The 16,965-nt window shown below is 40.4% G+C and carries 17 protein-coding genes; 10 read left to right on the top strand and 7 right to left on the bottom strand.

The genetic code is table 11. From position 1 onward, the window contains the following. Positions 1-65 precede the first annotated feature (65 nt). Positions 66-734 (top strand): futalosine hydrolase, encoded by a 669-nt coding sequence (mqnB, locus tag TEGAF0_RS13490; protein ID WP_264899015.1) that lies wholly within the window; start codon positions 66-68, stop codon positions 732-734. Between the two features lie 3 nt (positions 735-737). Further along, positions 738-1,526, top strand: coding sequence for a 1,4-dihydroxy-6-naphthoate synthase (locus tag TEGAF0_RS13485; RefSeq protein WP_264899014.1), 789 nt, complete (start codon positions 738-740; stop codon positions 1,524-1,526). Positions 1,527-1,888: 362 nt separating this feature from the next. Here TEGAF0_RS13485 and TEGAF0_RS13480 read toward each other — a convergent pair whose 3' ends face one another. The 3 genes from TEGAF0_RS13480 to TEGAF0_RS13470 form a co-directional block, all read right to left on the bottom strand. Beyond that, positions 1,889-2,443 carry a DUF2911 domain-containing protein gene (locus TEGAF0_RS13480; protein ID WP_264899012.1) on the bottom strand — a complete coding sequence of 185 codons (555 nt, stop codon included), beginning with the start codon at positions 2,441-2,443 and terminating at the stop codon, positions 1,889-1,891. A 235-nt stretch (positions 2,444-2,678) separates the two neighbouring features. After that, on the bottom strand, positions 2,679-3,992 hold the full coding sequence (locus TEGAF0_RS13475; protein WP_264899011.1) for a cryptochrome/photolyase family protein: 1,314 nt from the start codon (positions 3,990-3,992) through the stop codon (positions 2,679-2,681). Between the two features lie 113 nt (positions 3,993-4,105). Next, positions 4,106-4,954, bottom strand: a complete 849-nt coding sequence (locus tag TEGAF0_RS13470) for an aminotransferase class IV (protein WP_264899010.1) — start codon at positions 4,952-4,954, stop codon at positions 4,106-4,108. A 60-nt stretch (positions 4,955-5,014) separates the two neighbouring features. Between TEGAF0_RS13470 and TEGAF0_RS13465 the strand changes: the two genes are divergently transcribed. The 6 genes from TEGAF0_RS13465 to TEGAF0_RS13440 all read left to right on the top strand — a co-directional run bounded on the left by TEGAF0_RS13465 (position 5,015) and on the right by TEGAF0_RS13440 (position 11,394). Further along, a complete protein-coding gene (locus TEGAF0_RS13465; protein WP_264899009.1) occupies positions 5,015-6,115 on the top strand; it encodes a Nif3-like dinuclear metal center hexameric protein in 1,101 nt (366 codons plus the stop codon). Between the two features lie 22 nt (positions 6,116-6,137). After that, a complete protein-coding gene (locus TEGAF0_RS13460; RefSeq protein WP_264899007.1) occupies positions 6,138-6,893 on the top strand; it encodes a zinc ribbon domain-containing protein in 756 nt (251 codons plus the stop codon). Between the two features lie 60 nt (positions 6,894-6,953). Continuing rightward, positions 6,954-8,444 carry a tetratricopeptide repeat protein gene (locus TEGAF0_RS13455; protein ID WP_264899005.1) on the top strand — a complete coding sequence of 497 codons (1,491 nt, stop codon included), beginning with the start codon at positions 6,954-6,956 and terminating at the stop codon, positions 8,442-8,444. A 101-nt stretch (positions 8,445-8,545) separates the two neighbouring features. Further along, on the top strand, positions 8,546-10,216 hold the full coding sequence (gene recN / locus TEGAF0_RS13450; protein WP_264899003.1) for a DNA repair protein RecN: 1,671 nt from the start codon (positions 8,546-8,548) through the stop codon (positions 10,214-10,216). 11 nt (positions 10,217-10,227) lie between these two features. Next, positions 10,228-11,052 (top strand): enoyl-ACP reductase FabI, encoded by an 825-nt coding sequence (locus tag TEGAF0_RS13445; RefSeq protein WP_026751300.1) that lies wholly within the window; start codon positions 10,228-10,230, stop codon positions 11,050-11,052. A gap of 72 nt (positions 11,053-11,124) precedes the next feature. Continuing rightward, the gene (locus TEGAF0_RS13440; RefSeq protein ID WP_264899000.1) at positions 11,125-11,394 is read left to right on the top strand and encodes a SemiSWEET family sugar transporter; all 270 of its coding nucleotides are present in this window, start codon (positions 11,125-11,127) and stop codon (positions 11,392-11,394) included. Between the two features lie 74 nt (positions 11,395-11,468). Here TEGAF0_RS13440 and TEGAF0_RS13435 read toward each other — a convergent pair whose 3' ends face one another. Continuing rightward, entirely contained in the window at positions 11,469-11,690 is a 222-nt protein-coding gene (locus TEGAF0_RS13435) for a DUF2795 domain-containing protein (RefSeq protein ID WP_026751298.1), read from the bottom strand. Positions 11,691-11,774: 84 nt separating this feature from the next. On the opposite strand from TEGAF0_RS13435, the gene TEGAF0_RS13430 reads away from it, so the two are divergent. Then, positions 11,775-12,425, top strand: a complete 651-nt coding sequence (locus TEGAF0_RS13430) for an ABC transporter ATP-binding protein (protein WP_264898994.1) — start codon at positions 11,775-11,777, stop codon at positions 12,423-12,425. Here the strand turns inward: TEGAF0_RS13430 and TEGAF0_RS13425 are convergent. From TEGAF0_RS13425 to gatC, 3 genes are read right to left on the bottom strand one after another with little or no spacing between them, the layout of a single operon-like run. Further along, positions 12,422-12,982, bottom strand: a complete 561-nt coding sequence (locus TEGAF0_RS13425) for a cob(I)yrinic acid a,c-diamide adenosyltransferase (RefSeq protein ID WP_264898992.1) — start codon at positions 12,980-12,982, stop codon at positions 12,422-12,424. The two genes, TEGAF0_RS13430 and TEGAF0_RS13425, sit on opposite strands and share 4 nt — an antisense overlap. A gap of 55 nt (positions 12,983-13,037) precedes the next feature. After that, complete coding sequence (locus tag TEGAF0_RS13420; protein ID WP_272501740.1) at positions 13,038-13,727, bottom strand: ABC transporter ATP-binding protein; 690 nt, start codon at positions 13,725-13,727, stop codon at positions 13,038-13,040. Between the two features lie 8 nt (positions 13,728-13,735). Next, on the bottom strand, positions 13,736-14,047 hold the full coding sequence (gene gatC / locus TEGAF0_RS13415; protein ID WP_264898991.1) for an Asp-tRNA(Asn)/Glu-tRNA(Gln) amidotransferase subunit GatC: 312 nt from the start codon (positions 14,045-14,047) through the stop codon (positions 13,736-13,738). Positions 14,048-14,572: 525 nt separating this feature from the next. On the opposite strand from gatC, the gene TEGAF0_RS13410 reads away from it, so the two are divergent. Next, complete coding sequence (locus tag TEGAF0_RS13410; protein ID WP_264898990.1) at positions 14,573-16,948, top strand: 3-hydroxyacyl-CoA dehydrogenase/enoyl-CoA hydratase family protein; 2,376 nt, start codon at positions 14,573-14,575, stop codon at positions 16,946-16,948. Positions 16,949-16,965: the final 17 nt, after the last annotated feature.

Here is a 16,965-nt window from a genome sequence, read left to right as displayed (position 1 = left end):
GCTCAAAATTTTTGCAAAGGTACAAAAATGAAGAAAGTTGCGTGTTTTTCGTCAACTTTACGTTTATGAGAGTTGTAATTACAGCAGCAACCACCGGAGAATGGATGCCGGCATTCGTGGGGATCAACGATCTCTACACTGGCAAAAGTCAGCGCATTAAAGTACAATTTTATCAGTCAGGGGTGGGATTATTAGCCGCTGCGGTAGCCTTAACCCGACTTGCCATAGAAGAAAGGCCCGATTTAATTATCCAAGCAGGAATCGCAGGAAGTTTTCACAAAAAAACAGCACCCGGAAAAATCGTGGTCATCAACAATGAGCAATTGGGTGATACAGGTGTAATGGAAAAAGGACATTGGAAAGATATATTCGATCTAAAGCTGGAGAAAAGCAGCTATCATCCTTTTGAAAAAAGAAAGCTCCCCAACCCCTGGTTAAAAAACTACAACCTATTAGGACTACCAGAAGTAGATGCGATAACCGTGAACCAGATCAGTACTGATCAGACCCTTATTAAAAAGCTCGAAAAAAAATACAACCCCGTAACAGAAAGTATGGAGGGTGCCGCCCTGCACTATGTTGGTAGAGAAACAGGCATCCCGTTTATACAAATCCGAGCCATATCCAATTATGTGGGCGAAAGAGATAAGAGCAAATGGCTGATGAAAGAGAGCATTGAGCTACTCAACAAAACACTCCTGCAATACGTTGATAAACTATATCAGTTGAAATAACCTATGAAATGTACACTGGCCTTTTCACCCTGCCCCAACGATACTTTTATATTTGATGCATTGGTCAATCAGAAAATTGACACAGAGGGAATCATATTTGAAGTATTCCTCGAAGATGTGCAAACCCTGAATGAATGGGCCATTGCAGGCAAAATGGATTTTTCAAAAATTAGTTATGGGGTCTGGAGTAAAGTGAGAGAGCAATACCAATTACTCAACAGCGGAGGCGCATTAGGAAAAGGGGTTGGTCCATTGTTAATTACCAAACCAGCTAAATTATTGGATTACAGCCCTGACGCCATTAATGAAATGACCATTGCCATACCCGGTGAAAACACTACCGCACATTTGTTGTTCAGTCTGGCATATCCAAAGGCAAAAAAGAAAGTGTTCAAAGTATTTCATGAAATTGAAAACGCCGTATTAAACGGAGAAGTAGATGCGGGCGTAATTATTCATGAAAACAGATTCACTTATGAGTCAAAGGGCTTAAGAAAAATAATTGATCTGGGAAATTACTGGGAACAAACCAAGCGATTGCCCATCCCTTTGGGTGGAATTATTGCAAAGAAAACGCTGGATGCCGCTCTGGTAAAAAAAGTAGATAGCTTAATTAAAAAAAGTATTGAATTCGCATTTAGTAATTATCCGGCTGTATCAGACTATGTTGTAGCTCATGCGCAGGAAATGAGTGAGGATGTAATGCGGCAGCATATTGACCTTTATGTGAATGATTATTCGCTTGACCTTGGAGAAGACGGGCTTGCTGCGGTAAACGTATTAACCTCATGAGTAAATTTCCCCTCCTCGCGGCAATCCTTCTTCGAAGTATTAAATGCTCGTCAGGAAAATTTACTCGTGAAGCATCTACTATTACATGGCAATTCCCTTTCAGAATTTTAAATGCTCGAAAAATATATTTAAGCAAATCATTTCTTCACACATTATTTGAAAGCTAATTAATCGGCATCAATATGCATGTCAGCTAATTTTCAGAGAAATAAAAAACTGCCCAGAACGCATCAGCGAGGCAATTGATTAATCTTAAAAGACAGTATTAGATTGAAGATTGGGCTGAAATAATTTTTTTCTGAGCATTTAATACTTCGAAGAAGGATTGCAGCGAAGAAAAAAATTATTCCGCCCAAAAAAACTTATTTAAGATTCTCAAACTGCAATGCAACAGTGATGTATTCCCAAGACATTTCAATTCTACCATCTTTATCAGAGTTCTTAATAACCTTATAAGTTAAGGCTTCTGTTAAATCCTTATTGATGGTTGGCTTTACTGTAATTCTGAATGCGTCATTTTCAGGCTTGTATGCATCCGCTAAATGCATGTCCCAGTCTTTACTCAATATAAGCACCCACTCGTCTTTACCAGGGATAGTGAAAAAACCATATTTCCCTTTCGAGATTTTTTTACCCTCAAGCATTACGTCAGTTGAGAAATCAATCCATGTGGCTTTGTGTGCACCAGTAGCCCACACCTGATTGTAAGCAACCAAGCCATTCCATATATTTCTGCCACGTACACTAGGGGAGCCATAATCAATATGTACATGATTCTTTCCAACTTGAGCCATAGCTGTTTTGCGCGGACTCTTAGCCTGTGCATTGGTAGAACTTACAGGAGTAGTATGATTTTCATGTTGCGCTTGAGAAGCAACAACTGCAAAGAAACCAAAAACGAAAAATATCAATTTCATAATGAACGATTAATTAAAACGCTAAAATAGAAAAGAAAAGCTTAAGCACATCTGCTGCGTTGAATGCCGTATAATCTAATGGCTGTGTATATAAAAAAATTCTTCACATTTAAGACTTCAAAAAATGTTGCAGCGAAGTAAGCATTTTATGATGGAATGTCTGGACACACAAAATCTGCTCATTTAAGACCCTGAAAGGGGATTGCAGAGCAGATTTTTGTGTCAGGCATTCCTTTTAAGCAGGCTTCAACGCAGCAGCATAAGTTTCAAGAACGCGCTTGCGTGCAATTTCGTGAATCACAATCGGCTTGGGATAGGTAAACTCCTGAAACTCCGGCACCCACTTTTTAATGTATTTGAATTCCTTGTCAAACTTTTCGGTTTGCAGGTAAGGATTGAAAACGCGGAAATAAGGTGCCGCATCACAACCGCTGCTGGCTGCCCATTGCCATCCGCCATTGTTTGCTGATAAATCAAAATCGAGCAACTTGGAAGCGAAATATGCTTCCCCCCAACGCCAGTCTATTAATAAGTGCTTGGTTAAAAAAGAAGCAACAATCATACGAACGCGATTGTGCATAAATCCGGTAGTATTCAACTCTCTCATGCCCGCATCCACAATAGGATAGCCAGTTTTTCCCTCACACCACTTTTGAAACTCTTCTTCGTTATTGCGCCATTTTATTTTATCATACTCAGCTTTAAATGCATGCCCTTTACCCACTTTAGGAAAATGCCATAGTATCATCTGATAAAAATCTCTCCAGATTAATTCATTTAAAAAGGTTTCGTTCAACCCTGCCGCTAACGTAGCAATTTTGCGAATACTTACGGTACCAAAGCGTAGGTGCACCCCCATTTTAGATGTTCCATTATCCAGTGCAGGAAAGTCTCTGTTCTGACTATACTTCATTACAATTTCCTGGTTTAATTCCCTGGAAGGATATACGGCTTCCACTGCTTCAAAACCCATAGAATTGAGACTCGGTATAGCCACTGGAGCTTGCTGAAAAAAATGCTTGAAATATTTTTCTGTGGGATACGCCTTTAAATAAAAGGCATTCAGTTTTGCTTTCCATTTTCGGGAGTAGGGGGTAAAAACTGTGTATGGTTTCCCATCGTCTTTGGTCACTTCCGATTTTTCAAAAATCACCTGGTCTTTAAATGTATTGAACCCAATTGATTTTTCTGAAAGTAAAGAAGCAATGGCAGTATCCCGCTCTATGGCATAAGGTTCGTAATCATGATTGGTAAAAACAGCACCGATAGTATACTGCTCAAACAGTTTCCCGAATACCTCCATGGGCTTCCCGTAAAATACCTGCATGCTCGATCCCATTCTCACCAACTGAGTCTGCATTTCAGTAATAGCCCCGTGAATAAAAGCCACACGTTTGTCTTTTTTATCTTCTAACTGATCCAAAATATTTTGGTCAAAAATAAAAACGGGCAATACCGGGATGCCTGCACGCAAGGCATGGTATAAAGCGGCATTATCAGAAAGTCTCAGGTCTCTTCTGAACCAGATAATGTTTACAGAGGGCTTCATTAAAACGATTTGTCATTCAACAGAAACCAAGCAAAAAAGTTCACATAACAGTGGGATTTCCAGAATTGAAATCGCAAGAAAATCCAATAGCTTAATGCCTAATGAAGTAAATATTAGAACATTGGCTTAATGATTTCTCTATACAATACAGGTACCAACTGGTGGTCGTAAGCATTTTTTTCGCACTGCTTTACCCAGCGCATCCCATAAATGGCATTGGTTAAAAATACTTCAGATGCATTAGCCAGGTCTTCTGCAGTAACTATCCCCTCTTTTACTTCATATCCTTTTTCACGAAGCTGCGTCAGTACATATTTACGCATAACCCCTCCTACCGGACCTTCCGACAATGCAGGGGTTGTAATCAATCCATTCTGTACTAAAAAAATATTGGCAATGGTTGCATCCGCAATATTGCCCTGCTGATTCAACAACAATGCATCATTCAAATGATTTTCCTTTGCCCACAAAGCGGCCATGGCGTAGCCCAGATAATTATTTGTTTTTAATAATGAATAGTGGTCGGCCTGTTTCACCGCTTCTTTAAAAATCCCAATGGTCAACCCATTTTCATTCAACTTATTGTTCGATTCATTCAGTTCCCAGCTCTGTATCAACAGGTGCGGAAAATGATTCTGGGGATCGTAAATACCGCCATCTCCACGGTAAATGGTTACGCGGATTCTAGCCAAAGCATGGTGTTGGTTTTTTTTCACCAGTTCCTGTATGGCTTCAAAAATATAGTCTGAAGTAAAAAAGGAAGGTGGCTTAAACTTTAATTTTTCGAGCGTAGTCATCAAGCGTTCGCTATGCAATGACTCCAGCAAAACCTTTCCCTTACACCATTTCATCGTTTCAAAAAAACCATCACCGTAACGAAAAGAACGGTTATTGGGAGAAATCAGGAGCTTGTCCTGTTTCAAAACTTTGCCATCACTAAAAAGAAAATGTGCATCTGCCATAGCGAAATAATAGAAAACGAAATTCGGGGAAAGTTCTTAACCTATCGCTAAATTCGTTCTATGAAAATCCTCGAAATAATCCGATCGCTCGAAAGCTTCGCCCCACTAGCTTATCAGGAGTCTTACGATAATGCCGGTTTAATCACAGGCAATGCGCAATGGGAATGCTCGGGCGCAATATGTACCCTGGATGCTACGCTGGAAGTATTGATAGAAGCCAGGGAAAAGAATGCAAATCTGGTAGTAGCGCACCATCCTATAGTATTCAAAGGGTTAACCAAAATAACCGGTAAAAATTATGTAGAGGAAGCCATTATTTATGCCATAAAAAATGATATTGCTATCTATGCCATCCATACCAATCTGGATAATGTTTGGGGTGGAGTGAACTCGGTGATTGCAGAAAAAATTGGCCTTAACAATTGTAGCATCCTGCAACCAAAAACGTCCATTCTAACAAAACTCATCACTTTTGTTCCTACCCCGCATTTGTCACAAGTTCAGGAAGCATTGTTTGCTGCAGGGGCAGGTCATATAGGAGAATATGCAGAAACCAGTTTTGGTTCTGAGGGGATGGGAACTTTCCGCGGATCAGCGCTCTCTAACCCAACCATCGGCACCCCGGGTATTCGGGAATCGGTAGCAGAAACCCGACTTGAAGTTATTGTACCCAGCTATCTGGAGTCGCAGGTGGTGGCTGCCATGAAAGCCGCTCACCCCTATGAAGAAGTAGCCTACGACCTGGTTCCTTTAAAAAATGTAAACCAAAGAGTAGGGTCTGGCATCGTCGGACAGTTGCCATCCCCCATGGAAGAAAAAGCTTTTTTAAGTCATATTTCTCAGGTTTTTGGGCTAAAAATGGTCAAACACACCCCGTTTTTGGGTAAAAAGCTCCAAAAAATCGCTATTTGTGGTGGAGCAGGCAGCTTCTTGATCAAGGATGCCATTGCAGCCGGAGCCGACTGTTATATCAGTGCAGACATTAAATACCACGAGTTTTTTGATGCAGACAAAAAGCTAGTTCTTGCCGATATTGGGCACTGGGAAAGCGAACAATATACGATTGACCTGCTTTTTTCGCTAATAACCGCTAAATTCCCTAACTTTGCCGTCCTTAAAACCACCGTGCAGACAAATCCTGTACGATATTTTTTAGGATAAACTTTATAACTACCAACACGATATGGCATCTGTAAAAGATTTCTCCGTTGAAGAAAAACTAGTAAACCTATTACGTTTACAAAAGATTGACAGCAAACTAGATGAAATTCAGGTATTAAAAGGTGAACTTCCAATGGAAGTAAGCGACCTTGAAGATGAAATACAAGGGTTAACTGCCCGTCAAACTCGTATCGAAGAAGAAATCAACGGTATCAGCGAATTCATTGAAAGCAAGAAAAATGCAATCAAAGAAAGCGAAGCCCTGATTGCCAAGTACGAAAAGCAAAGCGAAAACGTAAAGAACAACCGTGAATTTGAAGCTATCAACAAAGAAGTTGAAATGCAGCAATTAGAAGTGAAGCTTTGCGAAAAACATATCCGCGATGCCAACGAAGAATTAGCTGAGAAAGTAAAGCAATTGGAAAACGCCAAGAAAATGGTTGCAGTTAAAGAGGGCGTTTTAAATCATAAGAAAGGTGAATTAGAAAAAATCATTGCAGATACAGTAAAAGAAGAAACTGAATTGAATGGCTTCAGTGCCGATGCAAGAGCACATATTGATGAGCGTTTAATTTACAGCTACGACAGAATCAGAAACAGCTACAGAAACGGATTGGCCGTGGTTGCAGTTGAGCGTGATGCATGTGGTGGTTGCTTCAACTCTATTCCTCCTCAACGTCAAAGCGAAATCCGTTTACACAAGAAGATCATCGTTTGCGAAAACTGCGGACGTATCCTTGTAGATGCTGATTTAAATGACAGCGTAGAAGCAAAATAAAATAGTGCATTTAACATACTTAAGGGCAGTCAATTGGCTGCCCTTTCTTATTTTTAGGGGGTGAGGCAACCCATACTTTTCCTGGCATTCTTTCTTACATCGCTGTTTACAGCAGGTGCTCAGCAAAAATTTGATTTTAATGCAGCATGTCTCCAGACGTATCAGGAAATCAATAAACTCAAAACTGAAACAGCAGAAGAACAACTGCAAAAAATCAGCCTTCAACAACCCGACAATCTAATTCCTCTATTACTAGAGAACTATATTGATTTTTATACCCTGTTCTTTAACGAAGACCCCGGCTATTACACCAGGCAAATGGGGCTTATGCAAAATCGACTGGATGCCCTGGCCAAAGGAGACAAATCAAGTCCATTCTATCTGTATAGTCAGTCGGTGATTCGTTTACAAAGAGGGGCTGTTCAAATTAAATTCGGAAACTTCTGGGATGCCGGATGGGATATTCGCAAAGCCTATTTACTCATCAAGGAAAACCGTAAAAAATTTCCAAAGTTCAGCCCCAACGAAATGGTATTTGGTGCGCTGGAATCGGTAATGGGCACCATTCCCAAAGGCTACAAATGGTTAACAAATTTACTGGGCATGCGAGGTTCTGTTACAGAAGGAATGCGGAAGATGAAGGAATTCACCAATAGCAATGAGTACTGGGCCAAACAGTTTTCTATTGAAGCCAGTTTTATATACCCGTATTTATTATTTCATATTGCCAATGAAAAGAAAGAAGCGCTGGACTTTGTAGAAAATAAAAAGTTAGACCTGGTCAACAATCATTTACATGCATTCATGGCGGTCAATCTTTCCCTTAACAACAAAGAAGCAGCAGCATGTAAATCCATCATTCTGCATAGAAATAAATCTGCTGAATATTTAAGTACTCCTGTGTGGGATTTTCAATTGGGGTATGCCAATCTGTATCACCTGGACCTGAAAGAAGCGATCCATCATTTTGAACAATTTACCAATCAGTTCAAAGGAAAGTTTTATCTGAAAGATAGTTATCAGAAAATCAGCTGGGCATATTATCTGTTGGGTAATTCGCAACAAGCAGAAGCATTTAGAAAATTAACGATAAACAAAGGGTCAACGCTTTCCGATGCAGATAAAAAAGCCAACCGGGATGCCAAAGAAAATAACTGGCCTAACCCCTTGCTATTAAAAGCCAGATTGTTAAGTGATGGCGGCTATCATACCGAAGCATATAAACTGTTACAGGGAAAAACTTCCAATGACTTTATCAATACAGAAGATAAACTCGATTTTGCTTATCGTGCAGCCAGGATCTTTGACGACTTGGGTCGCAAGGACGATGCCATCCGGAATTACCTGGTAGCCATTAAACTGGGGGAAAACAGAAGGGAACATTATGCTGCAAGGGCTGCCTTGCAAATAGGAATGATCTACGAAGAAAGAGGTGATAAAGCCACTGCCATCAAGTATTATGAACAATGCATGAATATGGAGGGGCATGAATACAAGGATTCACTGGACCAGAAAGCCAAATCAGGTATTGCCCGCTGCAAAGGGAACTAAATCCCCCTTTCAGAACAGTTATAATTTCTGCTTTTTTTAGCCAAAAGTCTAAGCCCAATTTGGGTAAGCTTCGTTAACTTGCCCCAGTAAAAAGAAGAAACTTGCTGCAGGAATTAACGATACAAAATTATGCCATCATAGATGAACTGACTATTCAGTTTAACGAACAGCTCAACATCATTACCGGAGAAACAGGTGCGGGAAAAAGTATTTTGATGGGCGCTTTGAGTTTAATCCTTGGCGAAAGAGCCGACACCAATGTTCTCGTAAATAAGGAGCGCAAATGCATTATAGAGGGCCAGTTTCTGGCAGGTCAAAAAAAAGCGGTCAGCGAATTTTTATCTGCCAATGATCTTGAAGATGTCAATGCTTCATTTATTACCATCCGCAGAGAAATTGCCAGCAATGGAAAATCACGCGCATTCATAAATGATACTCCAGCCACTTTACAGCAATTAAAAGCACTGGCAGGTTTACTGGTAGACTTGCACCAGCAATTTGATACGCTTGAATTAGGGGACAGCGATTTTCAAAGAATGGTGATTGATGCGTTGGCAGGCAACGAAGCCATCCTTCAAACACATCAGCAATACTTCAGGGAATGGACGCAGGTATTGGCCGACTATAATGCCTTGCAGGAACAGAAAGCTGCACTGCAAAAAGAAGCCGATTACAATCAATACTTATGTAATGAACTGGAATCACTTGCCTTAAAAGAAAATGAGTTGGAGCAACTGGAAGAGGAATTAAAACTATTAACCAATGCCGAAGAAATAAAAACAGTATTGGAAAAAGTTTCTTTCGAAATTGCCAATTCCGAAGAACCCATTGTTGCCCGTATCAAACAATTGAATAATAGCTTACAATCACTGGAAGCCTTGATTGCTGAAGTTCCTGCATTATCTGCCAGATTAAAAGCCAGTCAGATTGAATTGCAGGATATTGCCGATGAACTGGAAAGAATTAATGATCATGTTCATTTTGATGCAGCAAAAATTGATTGGGTAAATCAGCGCATTAGTGAGGGATATAAACTGTTGAAAAAACATGGCGTAACTACAACTGCCGAGTTGCTGGAAATTCAGACAGCATTATCGAATAAATTATTTGAAGCCGTTGCAATTGATGAAGCAATACTTGCGAAGCAGGTTGCTGCCAACGATTTAATGCACCAGTTAAAACAGACGGCCAAACAAATTACTGCATCCAGAAAATTGGTGATAGAAGGATTTGAAAAATCTGTGAATGCCCTATTGAAACAGGTAGGCATGCCGAATGCACAAATAAAAGTAAACTTGCAAACCATTCCTTTGTCGGCTTACGGAGTAGAAAATGTAGAACTCCTTTTTGATGCCAACAAAAGCAATCGCTTCGAGCCCATCCGCAAAGTGGCCAGTGGAGGTGAATTGAGCAGACTGATGCTTTGCATTAAATCGCTGGTGGCACAGAAGATTGATTTGCCTACCCTGATTTTTGATGAGATTGATACTGGTATATCCGGAGAAGCAGCCAAACAAGTGGGCATTATTATGCAGGAACTGGCAGGTAACCGTCAGATTATCTGTATTACCCATCAACCACAGATTGCAGGTAAAGCCAATGCACATTATTTTGTATACAAGGAAAACAAAGACAATCAAATCAAGACCAATATTAAATTACTCAGTACCGAAGAACGCATTCATGCCATTGCGCAGATGCTGAGTGGCGAAAAGCCTACAGCAGCAGCCCTGGAGAATGCCAAAGAAATGATTCGTATATTCGGCACTTAAATTAAACTTGTATGGCCTACAATTTATTAAAAGGTAAGCGTGGTATCATTACCGGAGCGCTTGATGAAAACTCAATTGCGTGGAAAGTAGCAGAGAAAGCACACGAAGAAGGTGCAACATTTGTACTAACCAATGCTCCTATTGCCATGCGCATGGGCGAAATCAATAAACTGGCTGAAAAAACCGGTTCTCAGATTATTCCTGCCGATGCAACCAGCACAGAAGAACTAACAAATTTATTTACGCAGTCACAGGAAATCCTGGGTGGTAAAATAGACTTTGTACTACACTCCATTGGTATGAGTGTAAACATTCGCAAGAAGATTCCTTATACTGAATCCAATTATGATTATTTCATGAAAGGTATTGATGTATCTGCCATGTCTTTTCATAAAATGCTGGCAGTTGCCAAGAAATTAGATGCCATTAATGAATGGGGTTCTGTTGTTGCACTTACTTATATGGCAGCACAAAGAACCTTCCCTTTCTATACAGATATGGCAGACATTAAAGCAATGCTTGAATCCATTGCCAGAAGTTTTGGATATCATTATGGATTAGAAAAGAAAGTACGTATTAATACCGTTTCACAATCTCCAACCAAAACCACTGCCGGTACTGGTATCAAAGGATTTGGCGACTTCTATGATTTTGCAGAAGCCGTTGCTCCTTTGGGTAATGCAAGTGCAGAAGATTGTGCCAACTACTGTATTACCTTGTTCTCAGACTTAACCAAAATGGTAACCATGCAAAATCTTTTCCACGACGGAGGATATTCTACAACTGGCGTTAGCATGGAAGTAATGGAAAAATTAGGGATTGCCAATCAAGAATAAACAACAAGCAAAAGAATAAAGCAAAACCAATTAATATCAAACGTATCCATAAGGATACATCAAATGAAGTGTATGAATTTAGTAGATCTGTTAGGATATTTTGGAGCTTTCTTAAGTGCTATCACATTTATGCCGCAGGTTTGGTTGGCATGGAAAAGCAAAAGTGTTGGTGATTTAAGTATCTGGATGATACTTATTGTAATTACCAGCTGTATTGTATGGTTAATTTATGCAGTTAATGTAAAGAGTGGACCAGTATTGGCAGCCAACATGATTGTACTAGCACTTGCATTGATGTTATTCTATTTCAAGATGACATTCCCTGCAAAGCCCAAGCAATAAAGGATTGCATACAAGCAAAAGATGGCTATCTGACGAATCAGTTAGCCATCTTTTTTTATACGTGAAGCGTATTATTAATACTCGTCTTCGTTAAACATAAAGTCTTCCTGACTTGGATAATCAGGCCAGATATCTTCTATGCTTTCGTACACTTCTCCTTCGTCTTCTAATTCTTGTAGATTTTCTACCACTTCCAATGGCGCACCACTGCGGATAGAATAATCGATCAACTCATCCTTGGTAGCAGGCCAGGGAGCTTCTTCTAAATAACTTGCTAATTCTAATGTCCAAAACATAGTCTCGATTATTTTTGCAAAAGTAACCGTATAAATGATACCACCAAAAAAGGTTAATTTACGGATCTTAAAAAAGCCCAATACATGCTGAAAGCTACAGCCATTACCAGAAAATTCGGAAACCTTGCAGTGTTAAAAGGGGTTGATATCAGCATCCAAAAAGGAGAAATGGTCAGTATTGTAGGTTCTTCGGGGGCTGGCAAAAGCACCCTGCTCCATATTTTAGGGACCCTAGATCGGCCGGACAGCGGAAAAATTATGGTTAATGAGCAGGATTTATTGGGCATGAATACACAAGATCTGGCTCATTTCAGGAACCTGAACATGGGTTTTATTTTTCAGTTTCACCATTTGTTACCAGAGTTTGATGCCCTAGAAAACGTAAGCATACCGGGTTGGATAGCCAATAAAAGCAATGCAGCAGTAAAAGAAAGGGCATTACAATTATTAGATTTATTAGGGCTGAAAGATCGTACCCACCACAAACCCAACGAACTCTCCGGCGGCGAACAGCAGCGGGTGGCAGTAGCCAGGGCCTTGATAAACGAACCTTTGATAGTATTTGCAGACGAGCCTACAGGCAATCTGGATAGTACCAATGCCAGAGAATTGCACCAGCTGTTTACCCGCATCAATCAGGAGATGGGAACCAGCTTTTTAATTGTTACACACAACGAAGAATTGGCCGGGCTAAGCCACAGAACCCTGCACATGAAGGACGGCCTGATTATTTAAACGCGCGGCTTCCAGGGAATTTCAGCCACACCCATCTGATGTCCGATGTATCTGGACAAAACAAATAAATAATCGCTTAACCGATTCAGGTATTTAATTACAAGGGGTTCAACAAATATATCCTGCTCCTGCATGTTCACGCAGCAACGTTCTGCTCTGCGGCATACGCAGCGTGCTACATGCGTTTGAGAAATAGCCAAATGCCCTCCAGGTAGTACAAAGAATTTCATGGCAGGTAAACTGTCGTTCATCTGATCAATCTCTTTTTCCAGAAAAACAATGTCTGATTCCTTTAAGTCAGGAATTTTCATCAGGGGTTCTTTCTCCGGGTCACAGGCCAACGAAGAGCCAACAGTAAACAAACGATCCTGAATTTCTTTCAGGACCACTTTAATATGTTCATCGGGTGTAAGGTCGCTCACGACTCCTATCCAGGAGTTCAATTCATCCACCGTTCCGTATGTATCTATTCTGATATGACTTTTGGGTACTTTGGTACCACCTATTAATGAAGTCTTGCCTAAATCGCCTGTTTTGGTATATATCTTAATCGCCATAGTTTGTACGCTGAGGAATCATTACAACAGAACTGCTCAAATGTTCGGCAATATACTATTTTGTTGTATCGCTCTCCACTAATCCATCTCTTAAACGAACCACTCTACGTGCATAAGCAGCAATATCTTCTTCATGGGTTACCAATACCACCGTATTACCAGCTTCCTGTAATTTTCCGAAAATATGCATTACTTCAACAGAAGTTTTGGAGTCTAGGTTACCGGTAGGTTCATCGGCCAATAGTATGGAGGGATTGTTCACCAAAGCACGGGCAATCGCCACCCTTTGGATTTGTCCGCCGCTGAGCTCATTAGACTTGTGGTGCGATCTTTCGGCAAGGCCTACTTTTTCTAATGCAGCCATTGCTCTTTCATGTCTTTCTTTCTTGGATACACCAGCATAAATCAAGGGAAGTGCCACGTTTTCTGCCGCCGTTAAACGAGGCAATAAATTGAACTGCTGAAACACGAAACCAATTTCCGTATTTCTAACCTCGGCCAGATCATCATCTTCCATCTTACTTACGTCTTTCCCGTTCAGAATATATTTTCCTCCTGTAGGTGAATCCAAACAGCCAAGGATATTCATCAGGGTACTCTTACCACTACCAGAAGGTCCCATCAGGGCTACGTATTCGTTTTTGAAAATATCCAGATTAATTCCCTTTAAAACAGGAATTGCCTGGTTACCCATGAAATAACTTTTTTCAATTCCTTCTAGGTGTATGATGGATTCAGTAGACATAATTAACATTATTTTTTAATGACCTTGGGTACAATAAAATAAGGGGAATGAGATACAGGTGCATTTTGCAACGCCTCATCCAAAGCAAGGCTCCCTTTAACGCTATCCTCTCTTAACACAGAAGAAGCTGTTGTAAAGGAAGCAGATGAAGCTGTCATATCCCGAAGCGGAGCAACCCCTTCGGTATCCAGTTCGTTGAGCTTTTCAATAAATGCCACCATTTTCTGAAGGTCTTGCTGGTATTGCTCCATCTGTGATTCAGCAATATGCAACCTGCTCAGGTTGGCCAGGTGAGCAATTGTATTGGCTTTTATCTCCATTTCTCAAAAATACGTTGAACACAATGAAAGAAAAGGGCAAAATTTTAAATGGCAAAAATCCCCAAACAGCGGTTGATAAATCGTTTGTGCACCCATCCTTTAATCGTTTCTACGGACACTATGAACAAAACCTTGCATTTTTTGGTTAAATATTAGAATCATTGCCATGCATTTGTCATTTTCCACAGATGTTAACAATAAATATTGAAACTGAAAAGAATTTCTATATAAATTAGTAATCAAAATCCCCCCCGATTATGCTAGTATACGTACTATTAGCAGTTTACCTAGTTTGCTTGTATTTTGCATACAAAGGTGCTGCCGTATCTGAAGAGTGACCTCAAAGAAAAACCAGCTTATTAATATCAAATTTTTCAGTCAGAAAGATTTGATATTTTTTTTGCCCATAAGGCTCAAGGGCTTTAACGATATTTTTTTTCTTATTAAAGTCCCTTCGGTAAAAATTTACCTTATCTTCGGAAAATAGTTGCATAGCTAACTAATTTCGCCATAAATATTTCAACAATGAAACGTTCTATCAAAAAAGTTGCCGTACTCGGAAGTGGTGTAATGGGGTCAAGAATTGCCTGCCATTTTGCAGGGATTGGACTACCCGTATTATTGCTGGATATGGTTCCAGCAGCTGCAGCAGAAAGTACAAAACCAGCAGAAAGAAACAAGTTGGTAAATGATGCGTTGGCATCAGCTGTTAAAAGCAACCCCTCTCCTGTTTTTACCAAGTCTGTGGTGAACAGAATAACTACTGGCAACTTTGATGATAACCTAAAAGACATTGCTGGTTGCGACTGGATTATAGAAGTAGTAGTTGAAAGACTAGACATCAAGCAACTGATTTATGAAAAAGTAGAAAAATTCAGAAAGCCGGGAACCCTTATCACTTCCAATACTTCAGGGATTCCTATTCATATGATGGCAGAAGGCAGATCCGATGATTTTAAAAAGCATTTCTGTGGAACACACTTCTTTAATCCTCCGCGCTACTTAAGATTACTGGAAATTATTCCTACGCCATTTACGGATCCTGAGGTAGTCAATTTCTTAATGCACTATGGTGATGTACACTTAGGAAAAACAACTGTATTGTGTAAGGATACGCCTGCATTCATTGCCAACAGAATTGGCGTATTCAGCATCATGAGTATTTTCCATATTATGGAGAAGCAGGGATTAACCGTTGATGAAATTGATGCATTAACCGGCCCAATCATTGGAAGACCTAAATCGGCTACATTCAGAACTGCGGATGTAGTAGGTATTGATACATTAGTGAAAGTAGCCAAAGGCGTTGCAGACAACTGCCCGAACGACGAAGCAAAAACCATTTTTACCATCCCTTCCTGGTTAGAAAAAATAACAGCCAATAATTGGTTGGGAGATAAAACTGGTCAAGGGTTTTTCAAGAAAATCAAATCTGCTTCCGGCAAGGAAATTCTTACCCTGAATTTGCAAACCATGGAATATGGTGCACGAACAAAGCCAAAATTTTCAAGTCTTGAAGCAGCCAAACCTGTTGAAGATTTAAAGCAAAGAATAAAAATGTTAAGTGCGGCACCTGATAAAGCGGGTGAATTTTACAGGGCTTTTCATTTCTCTTTGTTCTCTTATATTTCATTCAGAATTCCTGAAATCAGCGATGAATTGTATAGAGTAGACGACGCCATGATGGCTGGCTTTGGATGGGAAATCGGCGCCTTTGAATCATGGGACACAGTTGGGGTTGCCAAAACCGTAGAAGCCATGCAGGCAGCGGGTTATAGCGTTGCACCATGGGTTTCAGAAATGCTCGCAACTGGTGCTACCCATTTCTACAAGGTAGAAAATGGAAAACGCATGTATTACGATGTAGCCAGTAAAATGTACAAAGCCATTCCAGGCGGCGAATCATTCCTGATACTAAAGAACCATAGCGATAAAATCATTTGGAAAAACAGTGCCTGCAGAATGTATGATATTGGAGATGGAGTAGCAGGATTAGAATGGAGCACCAAAATGAACAGCATGGGTGGCGAAGTACTCGAAGGCGTTAACAAAGCCATAAGCAAAGCAGAAGAAAGCTTTAAAGGGCTGGTAATAGCCAACGAAGGACCTAACTTTAGCGCAGGTGCCAATGTGGGTATGATATTCATGTTAGCGATTGAACAGGAATACGATGAGCTGGATATGGCTATCCGCATGTTCCAAAACACCATGATGCGTTTACGTTATTCCAGTGTGCCTGTTGTTACTGCTCCCCATGGACTTACACTGGGTGGAGGTTGCGAAATGAACTTACATGCAGACAAAGTTTGTGCGGCTGCTGAAACATATATTGGTCTGGTAGAACTTGGTGTGGGCTTAATTCCTGGTGGTGGCGGAACCAAAGAGTTTGCATTAAGAGCCAGTGACGAATTACACGAAGACGAACCGGAAACCAATACACTAAAGAAAAGGTTCTTCTCTATTGCAACAGCCAAAGTGGCCACTTCGGCTCAAGAGGCATTTGAAATGGGCATATTAAGACAGGGGCAGGATGAAGTTGTGATGAACATTGGAAGGAGAATTGCGGAAGCCAAGAAGTCTGTATTGGAATTACACGAAGCAGGTTACAACACACCTGTGCAAAGAACCGATATTAAAGTATTAGGTAAATCTGGATTAGGTGCTATGCTAGCGGGTATCAATGGTATGTGGAGAGGTGGATATGCAACCGATCACGATGCATTGGTAGCTCGTAAACTGGCTTATGTAATGTGTGGTGGCGATTTAAGTGCACAAACACTGGTAAGCGAACAATACTTACTCGATTTAGAAAGAGAAGCTTTCTTAAGCCTTTGTGGTGAAAAGAAATCACTGGAAAGAATTCAAAGCGTATTGAAAAGCGGAAGACCTATTAGAAACTAAATAAAAAAGTATTTGCA

The organism is Sediminibacterium sp. TEGAF015 (assembly GCF_025997995.1).
GTDB lineage: Bacteria > Bacteroidota > Bacteroidia > Chitinophagales > Chitinophagaceae > Sediminibacterium.
This window is presented reverse-complemented; position numbering and strand designations above follow the sequence as displayed.